This window comes from Pedobacter sp. ISL-64, from assembly GCF_018613605.1.
Taxonomy (GTDB): domain Bacteria; phylum Bacteroidota; class Bacteroidia; order Sphingobacteriales; family Sphingobacteriaceae; genus Pedobacter.
Genome location: NZ_JAGGPU010000008.1, coordinates 94,174 through 109,687, shown reverse-complemented (window position 1 = coordinate 109,687; position 15,514 = coordinate 94,174). Strand labels below are relative to the sequence as shown.

14 protein-coding genes are annotated in these 15,514 nt (G+C 37.6%); 6 read left to right on the top strand and 8 right to left on the bottom strand.

Annotation, left to right across the window (positions count from 1 at the left end; translation table 11 throughout):
- Window positions 1-4 precede the first annotated feature (4 nt).
- The 4 genes from J7E57_RS12340 to J7E57_RS12325 form a co-directional block, all read right to left on the bottom strand.
- On the bottom strand, window positions 5-1,384 hold the full coding sequence (locus J7E57_RS12340) for a nucleoside permease (protein ID WP_215128841.1): 1,380 nt from the start codon (window positions 1,382-1,384) through the stop codon (window positions 5-7).
- A gap of 187 nt (window positions 1,385-1,571) precedes the next feature.
- A complete protein-coding gene (locus J7E57_RS12335; RefSeq protein ID WP_029275168.1) occupies window positions 1,572-2,186 on the bottom strand; it encodes a bifunctional nuclease family protein in 615 nt (204 codons plus the stop codon).
- Between the two features lie 71 nt (window positions 2,187-2,257).
- Window positions 2,258-3,226, bottom strand: a complete 969-nt coding sequence (locus J7E57_RS12330; protein ID WP_215128839.1) for an electron transfer flavoprotein subunit alpha/FixB family protein — start codon at window positions 3,224-3,226, stop codon at window positions 2,258-2,260.
- A gap of 61 nt (window positions 3,227-3,287) precedes the next feature.
- Window positions 3,288-4,025: an electron transfer flavoprotein subunit beta/FixA family protein gene (locus tag J7E57_RS12325; RefSeq protein ID WP_215128837.1), complete on the bottom strand. Its 738-nt coding sequence runs from the start codon at window positions 4,023-4,025 to the stop codon at window positions 3,288-3,290.
- Window positions 4,026-4,156: 131 nt separating this feature from the next.
- Between J7E57_RS12325 and J7E57_RS12320 the strand changes: the two genes are divergently transcribed.
- A complete protein-coding gene (locus J7E57_RS12320; RefSeq protein WP_108198752.1) occupies window positions 4,157-4,492 on the top strand; it encodes a tetratricopeptide repeat protein in 336 nt (111 codons plus the stop codon).
- A 40-nt stretch (window positions 4,493-4,532) separates the two neighbouring features.
- Window positions 4,533-5,750, top strand: a complete 1,218-nt coding sequence (chrA, locus tag J7E57_RS12315; RefSeq protein ID WP_215128835.1) for a chromate efflux transporter — start codon at window positions 4,533-4,535, stop codon at window positions 5,748-5,750.
- Between the two features lie 570 nt (window positions 5,751-6,320).
- On the opposite strand, the gene dnaB is transcribed toward chrA, so the two are convergent.
- Entirely contained in the window at window positions 6,321-7,883 is a 1,563-nt protein-coding gene (dnaB, locus tag J7E57_RS12310; RefSeq protein ID WP_215128833.1) for a replicative DNA helicase, read from the bottom strand.
- A gap of 200 nt (window positions 7,884-8,083) precedes the next feature.
- Here dnaB and rlmB point away from each other — a divergent pair, with 200 nt between their 5' ends.
- Complete coding sequence (gene rlmB / locus J7E57_RS12305) at window positions 8,084-8,851, top strand: 23S rRNA (guanosine(2251)-2'-O)-methyltransferase RlmB (protein ID WP_215128831.1); 768 nt, start codon at window positions 8,084-8,086, stop codon at window positions 8,849-8,851.
- A 175-nt stretch (window positions 8,852-9,026) separates the two neighbouring features.
- Here rlmB and J7E57_RS12300 read toward each other — a convergent pair whose 3' ends face one another.
- Together J7E57_RS12300 and J7E57_RS12295 are read right to left on the bottom strand one after the other, a co-directional pair.
- Window positions 9,027-10,118 (bottom strand): mannose-1-phosphate guanylyltransferase, encoded by a 1,092-nt coding sequence (locus J7E57_RS12300; protein ID WP_215128829.1) that lies wholly within the window; start codon window positions 10,116-10,118, stop codon window positions 9,027-9,029.
- A 15-nt stretch (window positions 10,119-10,133) separates the two neighbouring features.
- Window positions 10,134-11,102 carry an SIS domain-containing protein gene (locus tag J7E57_RS12295; protein ID WP_215128827.1) on the bottom strand — a complete coding sequence of 323 codons (969 nt, stop codon included), beginning with the start codon at window positions 11,100-11,102 and terminating at the stop codon, window positions 10,134-10,136.
- 91 nt (window positions 11,103-11,193) lie between these two features.
- Between J7E57_RS12295 and recQ the strand changes: the two genes are divergently transcribed.
- The 3 genes from recQ (at window position 11,194) to J7E57_RS12280 (ending at window position 14,996) form a co-directional block, all read left to right on the top strand.
- Window positions 11,194-13,383, top strand: coding sequence for a DNA helicase RecQ (gene recQ / locus J7E57_RS12290; RefSeq protein ID WP_215129191.1), 2,190 nt, complete (start codon window positions 11,194-11,196; stop codon window positions 13,381-13,383).
- A gap of 81 nt (window positions 13,384-13,464) precedes the next feature.
- Window positions 13,465-14,277, top strand: coding sequence for a 3-deoxy-8-phosphooctulonate synthase (kdsA, locus tag J7E57_RS12285; protein WP_029275158.1), 813 nt, complete (start codon window positions 13,465-13,467; stop codon window positions 14,275-14,277).
- A gap of 2 nt (window positions 14,278-14,279) precedes the next feature.
- The gene (locus J7E57_RS12280; protein ID WP_215128825.1) at window positions 14,280-14,996 is read left to right on the top strand and encodes a YqjF family protein; all 717 of its coding nucleotides are present in this window, start codon (window positions 14,280-14,282) and stop codon (window positions 14,994-14,996) included.
- 94 nt (window positions 14,997-15,090) lie between these two features.
- Here J7E57_RS12280 and J7E57_RS12275 read toward each other — a convergent pair whose 3' ends face one another.
- A complete protein-coding gene (locus J7E57_RS12275) occupies window positions 15,091-15,507 on the bottom strand; it encodes a DUF6526 family protein (RefSeq protein ID WP_215128823.1) in 417 nt (138 codons plus the stop codon).
- Window positions 15,508-15,514: the final 7 nt, after the last annotated feature.

Below are 15,514 nucleotides of genomic sequence, written 5' to 3'. Positions count from 1 at the left end.
GAAATTATAAATGGTTAATGGCCTCTACTTCTGCTCGTGTATGTTTGTGTTTAAATATGACTACAAAAACTATGGCAATAACCAGAACATAAATGGTGAAAGATAACCAGATGTTGTGCCAGTCTTTCACATCTAATGCCCTGCTTAAATTTCCATTTTCTAATACACTGATTCCTTTATTTTTCAAAAATTGAAGGAGATGTTTATTGTCTGCTTCGCTTTTTACATATTTAGATAATGAATCAATACTGCTATAATAGGTAGTAAAATATTTATTGATCATCCAACCTGACACTAAACTTCCAAACACAGCTCCAAAACCGTTAGTCATCATCATAAATAAACCTTGAGCAGATGAACGTGTTTTTGGTGTGGTTGATGTTTCTACGAACAGGGATCCGGAAATATTAAAGAAATCGAATGCCATGCCGTACACAATACAAGAAGTAATGATCATCCATAAATTGGTAGAAGGATCGCCAAAGGCAAATAACCCGAAACGTAATACCCAGGCAAACATGGCAATTGCAATTACCCATTTAATCCCAAATCTTTTCAAAAAGAATGGAATAGCAAGAATAAACAGTGTTTCTGATATTTGAGAGATGGATAAAATGATCGTGGAATAGCGGATTACAAAAGATTCGGCAAATACAGGGAATAATTTAAATTCATCCAGAAAAACATCACCATAAGCATTGGTTAATTGCAATGCAGCCCCTAAAAACATAGAGAAGATGAAAAACAAGGCCATTTTATAATCAGCAAACAGCTTGAATGATTCTAACCCTAGTTTCTGTGCGAATGTTTTTTTCTCACTAATTAAATTTAAAGGTTTACAGGCAGGTAAAGTGAAAGAGTATATACCTAAAAATAAAGCACTTATACCAGCAATGTAAAATTGATTTGCACTTGCTTTATTCCCGGTTAAATTGGTAAGCCACATGGCGGCAATAAAACCAACTGTTCCCCAAACACGGATGGGCGGAAAGTTTTTTACAACATCGAAGTTGCTGTTTTTTAACGTTGTGTAGCTAATCGAGTTACTTAATGCAATGGTTGGCATATAAAAACACATAGACACCAATATTACCCAAAAGAAAGTGTGTGGATCTTCTACTTGAGGCAGATAGAACATGGTGGCTGCGTAAAGGATATGTAAAATAGCATATAACTTTTCTGCATTGATCCATTTATCTGCAAGAATGCCTGTTATGGTTGGCATAAATAGCGATGCAATGCCCATTGTAGAGAAAATTACCCCAAAATCTGCACCGTCCCATTGTTTGGTTCCGAACCAATAATTTGCAATCGTAATTAACCAGGCAGCCCATACAAAGAATTGCATGAAACTCATTATAGTTAAGCGAAACTTAACGTTCATAATAATAGTTTAGTTTGATTATTGAAAGTAAAAGCTGAATATAGAACTATTTTGAATGATAATTCAAAATGAACCTAAATTATTTTAAACAATTTGGCTCATTTTAGAATTTAGCTTTTTATAAAGGGAATTTGAGAAAAAATTTAGACATTTTTTTGAACGTAGAAACATTTTTTATGATACAATACTATGATGTTCCGCGTTTATTCAATTCATCTCTTAATCTTGCGGCCTTTTCATAGGCTTCTTCGGCAATCGCTTCCTGTAATTTTTGCTGAAGTTCTTCTAATGTTAAATCACCAAAACCTTGTTGCTGGGTTGAGGTAGGCAAGCTATCTGCTTCGGGCTCTTTTGCAATAGAATCCATATTTTCGAGAAAAAGGAAATCATTCCCTTCTATTACGATTCCGGCAGAAGCCAAAATAAATTCGTAAGTATAAATCATGGCGTTAAAGCGAACGGCCAAAGCAATGGCATCAGATGTTCTGGCATCAACTTCATGTGTATTTTTACCATCACTGCAGATCAACTTTGCGTAAAAAACACCATCAACCAGATTGTAAATGATAATTTCCTGGATATTGATATGAAAAGTATCAGCCATTGATTTGAATAAATCATGTGTTAACGGCCTACTAGGAGTCATTTTCTCAATTTCTATAGCAATGGCCTGTGCTTCAAATGCACCAATAATTATCGGTAAGCGGCGGCGTCCATTTACTTCTCCTAAAACAAGGGCATAAGCACCAGATTGAGTCTGGCTGTAAGATAAACCTACAATATCTAATTTAACTTTTTTCATATTTGTCGATGTCATGTTGAGCTTGTCGAAACATTTAATCTAATCCTTCGACAGGCTCAGGATGACAAAAATTATCCTTTATGTGCTTTTAATGCTTCAATTAATTTTGGTACAACCTCAAAAGCATCGCCAACAATACCATAATCGGCCACTTTGAAGAAAGGAGCTTCCGGATCTTTGTTGATTACTACAATCACTTTTGATGAACTAACGCCAGCCAAATGCTGGATAGCGCCAGAAATACCGATAGCAATATAAAGGTTAGGGCTAATGGCAATACCGGTTTGACCAACGTGCTCTGAATGTGGTCTCCAGTCTGCATCCGATACCGGTTTAGAACATGCTGTAGCAGCACCCAACAAACCAGCCAATTCTTCGATCATTCCCCAGTTTTCTGGTCCTTTTAAACCTCTGCCAGCCGAAACTACCAATTCTGCATCAGGTAATGAAACTTTATCAGTTGCCCTAACAATCTCTTTAATAACAGTTCCTAAGTCTGATTGTTTAACATCAGCAGTAAAGGCCTCTATTGCCGCATCTGTAGCATTTTCTTTAACGCCAAAAGCATTTGGATTTAAAGCAATTACTTTATTGGCCGATGTTAATTCGGTAATCGCAAATGCTTTACCTGAGAAAGCCGTTTTCTTAACCGAAAATTTACCGTCAGTATTCGGTAATTCTACGGCACCATCAGCTAAACCTGCTTTAAGTTTTACTGCAATACGTGGCGCTAAACCTTTACCAGAGAAAGAGTTGGATAAAACTACAATATCGGCACCTTCTTTTTCTGCAGCTGCAGCAATAACACTTGCATAGGCTTGATTTACAAAGGTTTTTAATTGATCGGCACTTACGTTTAGTACTTTTGATGCACCGTATTTACCTAATTCTTTTAATTCGCTGTCGGCTACATCGCCAATAGAAATTGCGGTTAAATTAGTCGATTGTTGATCGGCAATGGCTTTGGCATAAGATACGGCTTCAAATACAGATTTCTTAAATTTCCCCTCAGCTTGTTCTACGTATACTAATACTGACATATATTTATTTCTTTATCCTTAACAGGATGGTGTAAACGATTTGATTTATTATGACTTAAAACTAGATTACTTTAGCTTCACTATGAAGTAAGCCAATTAACGATTCTGTTTGATCGGCAGGAATTAACTTAACCGTTCCGCGAGGAGCAGGGGTTTCATATTTCGTAACCTTGGTTACTTCTTCAATAGCAACTGCATCTACTACAACCAATGGTTTTGTTCTGGCACTCATGATACCACGCATATTCGGGATTTTTGGCTCTGCTACGCCTTCAGCACAACTTGCAATAAATTTACCTGAAACGGTTAGCACTTCTTTACCGCCCTCAATTTCTCTTTCAATTGTTGCTGTATCACCATCAACATCTAATTTTTTAATAATCGATATAGATGGAATGTCTAAAAATTCGCCAACCATAGCGGCAACCTGATTACCATTATAATCGATAGACTCGCGACCGGTTAGAATAATATTGAAATCTTTATCTTTTGCATATTCTGCAATCTGTTTTGCCACAAAATAGGCATCTCTCGGTGCCGCATTAACCCTAACCGCATCATCTGCACCAATTGCAAGCGCTTTTCTAATGGTTGGATCGTTGCCTGCTTCGCCTACATTAATAACCGTTACCGTTCCTTTACCACCTTCGGTTAACTCAATTGCCCTTGATAAAGCGATTTCATCGTATGGATTAACAATATATTGCACTCCTGACGTATTGAATTCGGTATTATCATTAGTAAAAGTTATTTTTGTCGTTGTGTCTGGCACATTACTGATACAAACTAATATTTTCATATGTTAATAGTGGTTTTTATTGCTATGAAGCTATCGCAAGCCGAAATTTTTAGCTCATGATAATTTCATATGTTATATGTTTATTATATAAGGTCTTTCTGCAAATTTAATTAAAAAAGCAAGGAAATAAAATGTCATCAACCCGTTTAAGTAAGTTATTGGAATTTTTAGAAAGCGATCCTAACGATCCTTTTATACTATATGCCTTAGCCACAGAGTATAACGCACAAAATGATAAGGAAAAAGCTTATTCTTTTTACCTTCAGTTAACCGATAAACACCCGGATTATGTTGGCACATATTACCATTTGGGGAAATTGCTTGAAAAAGATGATCAAAAAGAGAAAGCTATAGCCATTTATCAGAAGGGAATGCAAGTAGCACGCAACAAAAGAGACATGCACGCTTTTTCTGAACTACAGGGCGCATATAATACAGCTGCCGGATTAGATTATGAAGACGATTAACCCCCAAACCCCTAAAGGGGCTTTTAGTCTACTATAATAAATGCAGACAAAACCTATTGCCACTAAAAAACAATGGCTGTTTATCAGAAATGTGATCTTTTTTACATTTACTTCTTTTGGAGGGGCACAGGCACACCTGGCCTTACTGCTTAAATATTTTGTACAGAGTACCAAGTTTATATCTGAAGAAGAGCTGTTAGAACTAAATGCATTAGCCCAGGTATTACCAGGACCAGCGTCGACACAAACATTAGTAGGGATAGCGTGGAAGGTTGGCAAGCTTAAGTTGGCCATCATCACCTTTTTGATCTGGATTTTACCCACAGCAACCATAATGACCTTTGCTGCAATCAGTTATGCTTTACTAGATCAAAAACAAAAATTTAACGATATTTTAGAATATATCCAGCCAATTGCATTGGGTATTGTAGCTTATGGTGCATGGAAACTTGGTAAAAAGGTTTTATCCTCTCAGGTTTCTATATTCCTTGCCATTGCTTCGGTTATTGCCACATTAGTTTTAAGAAATGCTTATGTGTTTCCATTGTCGATATTGATAGGCGGAATGATCTCTTCAGCCATCGAAACCCCAAAAGAGGAAGCAGAGTTAAGGGTTAAACTTTTTTCAAATATCAATCCTAAAAAACTGGTCTACTTTCTAGGTGCTTTGCTTTTATTTGCCTTGGTAGGTGCAATTATAAACAGAACATCGCCCTTTAGTTTACCGATTCGTTTGCTCGAAAACTTTTATCGTAACGGAATATTGGTTTTTGGGGGCGGACAAGTGCTTGTTCCTTTAATGTTTACCGAGTTTGTAGAGATGAAACATTATTTGCCTTCATCTGGATTTTTATCAGGTTTTGCATTACAGCAGGCCTTACCTGGTCCAACATTTTCTTTTACGAGCTACTTAGGCGCATTAAGCATGAAGAATTTTGGCTACGGATTATGGGGCCAAATTTTAGGAGGATTGATCGGGGTTATCGGCATCAACTTACCCGGACTAATCCTCGTTTTATTTATTGTACCGTTTTGGGACGATCTGAAAAAGATCTCACGGATCCGTCATAGCCTTTCAGGAATCAATGCCGTTAGCGTTGGATTTATTATCGCCGCTTTTGTGCTACTCTTAATACCAATGGGCTTTAACTGGATATTTTTAGGGATTATGGTCGCTACATTTTTGTTGTTAAATTTTACTAAAGTTAGTCCACCTGTTATTGTATTGGCAGGTATATTAATTGGGTATTTATTTTAGTATAAGATAAATATCAAGTTTATAGAAAAATTGTTAAAATTTGGAAAGCAAAGGCAGTAAACTTTGGGCTAATGCAGTCCCGCTATCGCTGCTGCTCCGATGAAACCTGTGAAAAAAGCAAGCACACAATAAAAAATAAAATATACAGTGCTTAAATCGGGAGCATTCGTTTTATCGGGTTTAGATTGGTTGGTTCACTGCTACTTCGATTTTCCGTACCAGTGCCTATATTTTTACACTTTATTGCAGCTGAAATACTTGTTTGTTATACTTAGGATAATTTATTGTATAAATTATAAATGACAGCGTTTTTTTTGATAGGATGTGAGGAATCGTCATTGCGACGAGGAACGACGAAGCAATCTTTCACGCTAGTGACCCTTGTCATAAAGATTGCTTCGTCGGCTGAAAAAGCCTTCTCGCAATGACGATTTTTCTATTGGGTCTGTCAATGCTAGCAGAGTAGAAGGTAAAAAAGATTAAGGCGTAAAGCACTTCAGAAAAGCTAAAATCTTCAACTATAAATAGAATAATTTTTTACTCAGATTAACTGATAGTCATTACCAATTCCTAAAACGGTGGATCGTCATCATTATAATCGTCCATTTTTGAAGGACGGATAATCACGTTGCTTTGTTTTTCAAAATCCTGTGATGGATACATACCAGCTGAAGGATCAGCAGCAAATGAATTTGGCGGTGCGTTAAAATCATCTTCCAGATCCACGAACTTCACAAACTTACCAATAAATTTTAGTGGTACAATTCCGGTTTCACCGTTACGGTGTTTTGCAATAATAACCTCGCCAATACCAGCCTGCGATCGCCCTTGTTCGTCTTCGGTAATTCCGTAATATTCAGGACGGTATAAGAACAATACCATATCTGCATCCTGCTCAATTGAACCAGATTCACGTAAATCGGATAACATCGGCCGCTTTCCTTGTAAACCTGGTCTACTCTCTACCGCACGACTTAACTGCGATAGTGCGAGCACCGGAACATCAAGTTCTTTCGCAACAGATTTTAGTGCTCTCGAAATACTACCAATTTCCTGCTCACGGTTACCACCACCTTTTCCTTCGCCTTTACCATGCATTAACTGCAAGTAATCGACAATTACCAATTGAATATCGTATTGTGATTTTAATCTTCTGCATTTTGCCCTGAACTCAAAAATATTTAGTGCAGGCGTATCATCAATTAATAGGGGAGCTTCGGTTAAACGGCCAATTTTACTGTGTAACTGCTGCCATTCCCATTCCTGTAAATTTCCTTTCCTGATTTTTTCCTGCTCAATTTCAGCTTCTCCAGAAATTAAACGATTAACGAGCTGAACTGAGGACATCTCCAATGAGAACACTACCGTCGGTTTTGCAAAATCGACGGTCGCATTTCTGGCACAGGTTAGTACGAAGGCCGTTTTACCCATCGCCGGACGTGCAGCAATAATTACTAAATCTTGCTTTTGCCAACCACCGGTTATTCTATCCAATCCTGTAAAACCTGTTGGCACACCAGTTAAACCATCTGTTTTAGTACGAAGTTCTTCAAGTGTGGCTAATGATTGTTTAATGATATCGTCCATTTTCTGTGTATCTCTACGCAGGTTATTCTGGGCAATTTCGAAAAGTCCTTTTTCTGCCTGATCTAAGAGATCGAAAATATCAGTTGTATCTTCGTAGGCGTTTGTAATAATTTCGGTTGAGATTCTGATCAGTTCGCGCTGAATATATTTCTGAGAAATAATACGTGCATGAAACTCAATATTCGCTGCTGAAGCAACCCTATTGGTTAAATTGGTAATGTAGTAAGCGCCTCCAACTATTTCCAGAGTACCTAATGTTCGCAGTTCTGCCGTTACGGTTAAAATATCAACCGGGCGCGATTTTTGAAATAAAATATGAATCGCTTCAAAAATTTTCTGATGGGCAATGTTATAAAAAACCTCTGGTTTTAAAACATCAATTACAGCAGAAAGTGCATCTTTTTCGAGCATTAATGCCCCAAGAACTGCTTCCTCAAGATCTAATGCCTGAGGGGGGATTTTCCCTTGCGAACTTATGGTATTACTTAACCTGCCTTTTCTAGCAGTCATACTGTTCTTTCCGCCTTGTTCATTATCGATACTCATTCCACAAAAGTAATTAAATTTTGATGCGGTTGTTCGAATTAGTTACTAGCTGTTTGTTAACAAATTGAAGCATAATCAGATTAAATTTTATTGGATTTATGATGCCGCAGAAATTTTTAAACAATTAAATGTTAATAAGGAGCACATAGTTTAGGGCTAAAACATTTTATTTGAATACTTTTGCCTAACAATTTCAAAACATGGATAATTTTAGAAGACCGCAACGAGCAAAAGAGAATAATGAGTTTGTATTCGGCATCAGGGCCGTAATAGAAGCCGTTAAAGCAGGAAGAGACATTGAAACCATTTATCAGCAACGCGGTTTGGGCGGGGAACTTTTTCTGGAGTTAAAAGCCCTTCTTAAAGATACTTTGATTCCTTTAAATTCGGTTCCGATTGAGAAGCTGAACCGCATGTCGCAGAAAAATCATCAGGGCGTAATTGCAGTTATTTCTCCAATTACCTATCAGAATATTGAAGACATTGTTCCAGCTGTTTTCGAAAAGGGCGAAGTTCCATTAATTTTGGTTTTAGATAGTGTTACCGATGTGCGTAACATGGGTGCAATTGCACGTACGGCCGCCTGTGTAGGGGTGCATGCCATTGTAGTTCCTTTAAAAAATGCTGCGCAGATCAATGCTGATGCCATTAAAACCTCGGCAGGTGCCTTATTCAGTATTCCGATTTGTCGCCATGCTAACCTGCACAAAACCTGTTTATTTCTGCAAGAAAGTGGTTTGCAGGTTGTAGCCTGCACCGAAAAAACCAGTGATTTTATTTATGCGCCAGATTTTACCATGCCTACGGCAATTGTAATGGGATCGGAAGATGAAGGAATTTCTAACGATCTTTTAAGGGTAGCCGATCATTTAGCTAAAATACCAATGGCCGGAAAAATCGAATCGTTAAATGTTTCTGTTGCTGCCGGGGTAATTTTATACGAAGCGGTTAGACAAAGAACAGTTTAGGCAAGCGAGTTAATAATATCAATAGCTATTAAAGCTTCATCCCGTCGAGCTTCGTCTTCCTGAACCCGATAGCTATCGGGTTGTTTCAGGATCTTTCACGATAAACTAGGATAAGAAATATAAAATGGATGATGAAAACTATGCTACATCATCCATTTTACATTTCATGTATCTATTAAATGAATTTATTTCCAAATCTCGATTTAACTTCAGCTACGAATTCTTTAACCTTTTGCTCTTCATTTCTTGGGCAGATCATTAGCATATTATTGTTTTCCACAACAATGTAATCGTGCAGCCCCTGTAAGATAACCAATTTATCTTCTGGAACATTTACCATACAGTTTGATGAATCGAACATCAGTACCTGTTGTGACGGGATAACGGCATTACCCACATAATCTTTCTCTGCCATCTCATAAATAGAGGCCCAGGTTCCTAAATCAGACCAGCCGAAATCAGATGGAAGTACGTAAACATTTTCTGCTTTTTCCATAATCCCAAAATCTATTGAAATGTTGGTGCATTGGAAATAAGCATTATTGATAAATTCTTTTTCGCCAGCTTTATTCAACTCAGATCTGCCGATATTAAATATCTCGTACATGTCTGGAAGGTGTTTCTCGAAAGCATTCAGTATCGCCCTGGCCGACCAGATAAAGATCCCTGCATTCCACAAGAAATCGCCACTTTGCAAGAATGATTTTGCCAATTCTAAATTTGGCTTTTCGGTAAAGGTTTTAACCTTATGCAGATCAGTATCGGTGTTGAGCACGTAATCTGTATGCTGAATATAACCGTAACCTGTATCCGGGCGGTTTGGTTTAATACCCAAAGTGATTAAACAATCATTTTTCGAGGCAGCCTCTAAAGATTGCTCTATAGATGCTATAAAGCCATCAATATCTGCGATGGTATGATCAGAAGGAGCAACAACAATCGTTGCATTAGGGTTTAACTCAGCAATTTTTAAACTTCCATAAGCAACACAAGGGGCTGTATTTCTCATTAAAGGCTCAGCCAAAATCTGGTTATCTGTTAATTGCGGTAATTGCTCTTTAATTAAATCTGAATAAATTTCGTTGGTAACGATAAATATATTTTCAGGAGGACAGATGTTTAGAAATCTTTCGTAAGTACTTTGAATCAGGGTTTTTCCAACGCCGAAAAAATCGATAAACTGTTTTGGATATTCCGTTCTGCTTACTGGCCAAAAGCGACTTCCGACGCCACCGGCCATAATTAATGCATAATAATCTTTATTCATTTTTTATTTTAAAAATTACACTATGCCTTCGTTAAGGAGATCGTGTAAATGGATAATGCCAAAGTAAGTATTTTGTTCTAGAACTAGCAACTGTGTAATGTTATTTTGCTTAATAATATCTAAAGCATCAACCGCCAAAGCATCAAATTGTATGCTCTTTGGCGTTCTGCCCATTATATCTTCGGCTTTTAAGTTTGCAATAGAATTGTTATTTTCTAACATCCGCCTTATATCACCATCGGTAATGATGCCAAGAACTTTATCATCGCTATCAACAACAACAACGGCACCCAAACGGTTTTTACTAATTTCTATTAACACATCTTTAACCGATGCGGATGGGTGTATAGAAGGTTTCTCATTAGACAAAGCCAAATCCCGGGCTTTTAAATAGAGTTTTTTACCTAATGATCCGCCTGGATGATATTTCGCAAAGTCGGATTCATTAAAATCTCTGCACTCCAATAAACAAATAGCTAAGGCATCGCCCAATGCCAATTGCGCCGTTGTACTGGTAGTGGGGGCCAAATTATGCGGACAGGCTTCTTTTTCGAAAGAAGTGTTCAGAATCAGATCGGCCTGTTCGGCTAAAAAAGAATTCAATTCACCAACCATCCCGATGAGAAGATTGCCAGATGTTTTCAACAAGGGGGTAAGCACTTTTATTTCTGGTGTGTTTCCACTTTTAGAGAGGCAGATTACAATATCATCTACCTGGATCATCCCCAGATCGCCATGAATAGCATCTGCGGCATGCATAAAAATAGCAGGGGTACCTGTTGAATTAAAAGTAGCTACCATTTTTTGCGCAATAATTGCACTCTTTCCAATACCAGTAACAATTACCCGTCCTTTGCCATGTAAAATGCTTGATACGACTTTTTCAAAATCGCTGTTAATATTCTTTGCAACATTTAATATTGCTGCTGCCTCAAGCTCTAATGTGCTTACAGCCGATTGGATTATTGATTTTTTACTTTTCAAAGAGAAAATAATTGTCTGTTAATACTTGAAATTCTTGTAAAATTATGTTATTTTGGATACAAAAATAGCATCGCATATTTTATTACACAAAATGGACGTGAAAAAGTCGTTATTTGATAACCTACAAAATTTCTTCGGGTTTGACAATTTCAAAGGTGATCAGGAGTCGATCATTACAAATATTTTAGAAGGCAATAACACATTTGTTATTATGCCAACAGGCGGAGGGAAGTCTATTTGCTATCAGTTACCCGCTTTAATGAGCGAGGGAACAGCAATTGTAATTTCTCCACTAATTGCCTTGATGAAAAACCAGGTTGACCAATTAAGGGCCTTTGGTGGAAATGACAGTATTGCTCACTTTCTTAATTCATCCCTAAATAAATCTGAAATTACTCAAGTTAAATCTGATCTTTTAAGCGGTCAGACTAAATTATTGTATGTTGCGCCAGAGTCTCTGGCGAAGCAGGATAATATTGAATTTTTAAATCTGATTAAAATCTCTTTCGTTGCCGTTGATGAAGCGCATTGTATCTCTGAATGGGGGCACGATTTCAGGCCAGAATACCGTAAGATTAAACAGGTTATCGCAGGATTGGGAAATAACATTCCAATTATTGCATTAACCGCAACTGCCACGCCAAAAGTACAGCAGGATATTATGAAGAATCTTGGAATGACGGAAGCAACATTGTTTAAGTCGTCATTCAACAGGCCCAACTTATTTTACGAAATCCGACCTAAAAGAGACATCACCAAAGAAATTATTAAGTATATCAAATCTAATCCGGGCAAATCTGGGATTATTTACTGTCTTAGCCGTAAAAAGGTTGAAGAAGTGGCAGAGGCATTAAATCTGAATGGAATTAGTGCCTTGCCTTATCATGCGGGGTTAGACCCAAAGGTTAGAGCTGAAACGCAGGATAAATTTTTGATGGAAGATGCTGAGGTTATTGTTGCAACCATTGCCTTTGGTATGGGGATCGACAAACCCGATGTTCGCTTTGTGATTCACCATGACGTGCCTAAAAGTATGGAGGGTTATTACCAGGAAACTGGCAGGGCCGGACGTGATGGTGGCGAAGGGGTATGTATTGCTTTCTACGCTCAAAAAGACGTAGACAAGCTGGCTAAATTTATGAAAGATAAACCAGTTTCGGAACGTGAAATTGGCACGCAGATATTAAAAGAAGTGATCGATTATGCTGAATCTGGCGTATGCCGACGTAAGCAGATCCTTCATTATTTCGGTGAAAACTTTAACGAAACGGGCTGTAACTGCATGTGTGATAACTGCAAAAAGCCTAAAAAGCAATTTGATGCAGAAAGTCAATTGTCAACCGTTTTGAAATTTATCGAAAAATCAGGCGAAAAATTTGATGATGCACACTTGTTAAACGTATTTTTAGGTTTAGAAACCGCTCAAACAATTGCTTACGAACACAGCAAGATTCCTGAATTTGGAATCGGTAAAGAAGAAGGCGAGCTGATGTGGAAATCGATTATCCGCCAGGCTGTTCTAAATAATTACCTTTTTAAGGATATTGACAATTACGGTTTATTAAAGTTAACCAAACAGGGAAGAGATTTTATTATCAACCCCTATAGCCTTAAATTCATACTAAACGAACCAATAGAGAACGGTGCTGATGACGATGACGATGATGTAAAACAAGGTACAGGTGCTTTAGATACCCATCTTTTATCATTGCTTAAAGAGCTACGTAAAAAAATTGCGAAGCAAAAAAGTGTTCCACCATTCGTAGTTTTCCAGGATCCATCTTTAGAGGAAATGTGTACACATTACCCGGTTACGACGGAAGAACTTCGCCAGATTTCTGGTGTAGGTTCGGGTAAAGCAATGAAATTCGGGACACCTTTTATCGAATTGATCAAAAAATATGTCGAGGATAACGATATCGAACGTCCAATCGATTTGATTATTAAAACTCAGGCCAATAAATCGCAGATGAAGGTTTCGATCATTCAAAATATCGACAGGCAGATTGGTTTGGAAGATATTGCCGATTCGAAAGGCATCACCTATGAAGAAATTCTGAAAGAAGTAGAATCGATTGTAAACTCTGGTACTAAACTTAACCTAAACTATTTCATTGATGAAGTAATTGATGATGATAGACAGGATGAAGTATTTGACTATTTCAGAGCTGCTGAAAGCGATTCTATTGATGAAGCCCTTAACGAGTTAGGCGAAACCGATTACACCCGCGAAGAAATTCAATTGATGCGGATTAAATTCATGTCAGAACTAGGAAATTAAAAATTAGGTGTGAGATAGGAGAAGCTAGATTTGAGACAAACTCAGATCTCACTCTCATGTCTCATATCTCAGATCTCAACTATGCTTAACTATTTAGATAAATTAAAAAATACAGATTCGGGAAATTTCTTTTTAATGGCTGGTCCATGCGCTATTGAAGGCGAGGATATTGCCATGAGAATTGCCGAAAAGATTATTACAATTACTGATAAACTTCAGATCCCATATATTTTTAAAGGTTCGTACCGAAAAGCAAATAGGAGCAAAGGAAGTTCTTTTACAGGCATTGGTGATGAAAAAGCTTTGCGCATTTTAGAAAGGATTGGTAGAGAATTTGGTGTGCCAACAGTTACCGATATCCATGAAAGTGGTGAGGCCGCAATGGCAGCTGCTTATGTAGATGTATTGCAGATCCCTGCATTTTTATGTCGCCAAACTGATTTATTAATTGCTGCCGCCGAAACTGGAAAAGTAGTAAACGTTAAAAAAGGTCAGTTCCTTTCTGCAGGTTCTATGAAATTTGCCGTTGAGAAAGTAAAAGAAGCCGGAAACAACAAAGTTATTTTAACAGATAGAGGTAATACTTTTGGTTATCAGGATCTGATTGTTGATTACCGTGGTTTACCCGAAATGCAGGGTTTCGGCGTTCCGGTAGTAATGGATTGCACACATTCCCTACAACAACCTAATCAAAGTAGTGGTGTTACTGGTGGTAAGCCAGAATTGATTTCGACTATCGCTAAAGCAGCAATTGCAGTAGGAGCAGATGGTTTATTTATTGAAACACACCCTGATCCTGCAAATGCAAAATCAGATGGTGCCAATATGTTACATTTAGACCTGTTGGAAGAAACTTTAACCAAACTGATCCGAATCAGACAAGCTATACTTTAATTTTGACTAGCCCGAAAGTATTTCTTACTGCAGAATGGCGTAAACTGGCTTTGGCACAATATGCTGTAGATAAAGAAATACTTTCGAAATACCTCCCTCCACAAACCGAACTAGATGATTGGCATGGTAAATATTATGTGAGTTTAGTCGGCTTTATGTTTGTTGATGTTAGGCTGCGAGGCTTTAATATTCCATTTCACACTAATTTCGAAGAGGTTAACTTAAGATTTTATGTTAAATTTAAAGATGGCAGTACCTGGAAGCGTGGAGTAGTTTTCATCAAAGAATTTGTACCCAAGCCTGCCATCACCTTTGTAGCCAACACCATTTATAAGGAGAATTATCAAACATTTCCGATGAAACATGTTTGGATTGAACAAGAACATCAGCTTGAGGTAGATTATCGCTGGAAGAACCGAACCTGGCATAATTTTTCACTTATTTCTTCTTCAAAAGCAGAAGAAATACGGATTGGTAGCGAAGAAGAATTTATTACAGAGCATTATTGGGGTTATACTAAAATTGGAGCGAATAAAACATCTGAATACGGTGTTGAACATCCGCGCTGGCAAACTTATTCGGTAAAAGATTATAAAATTGATGTCGATTTTGGAATTAACTACGGAAATGATTTTTCTTTTTTAAACGATGCTAAGCCTGATTCTGTATTCTTAGCTGAAGGCTCAGAAATAAGGGTGCTAAAAGGGAAGAAGTTTTAATCTAGATCGCTTACTCCATGCGTCACCCTGAATTTATTTCAGGGTCTCTATCAAACGGAAGATGCTGAAACAAGTCCAGCAAGACGATATTTTTTTATATCCTATGATAGTCTCCGCGCCAGTTTTTAATGGCTTTCTTAATCTCATCGGGAGATAACTTATCAACCACTGTTTTATCAACTAGGGCTATAAATTCTTCATCACTAGCAAAACGCAAAGCCATAATTTGCCCCATTCTCAGCTCACTCGGAAGTGCTTTACCAGCAAGAATGTAATAACGTAATTTTTCTTCGGCTCTTGCAGCTCTATCCTGTGCCTTAAGTGCAAACATCCGGGCCATTACAGCTATAATGGCAATCAGGAAAAATGCAAGCACAAGCAAGCCCGTAATTATAGTAGGTACGGCTATGCAACAATAAATGGCAAAACCTAATCCTAAAACCGCTAAGGGTATTGTAAAAAAATGAAAAGGTGGATAAAATCTCTTATGGTTTCCGTAATGCTGTGACATCTTGAGT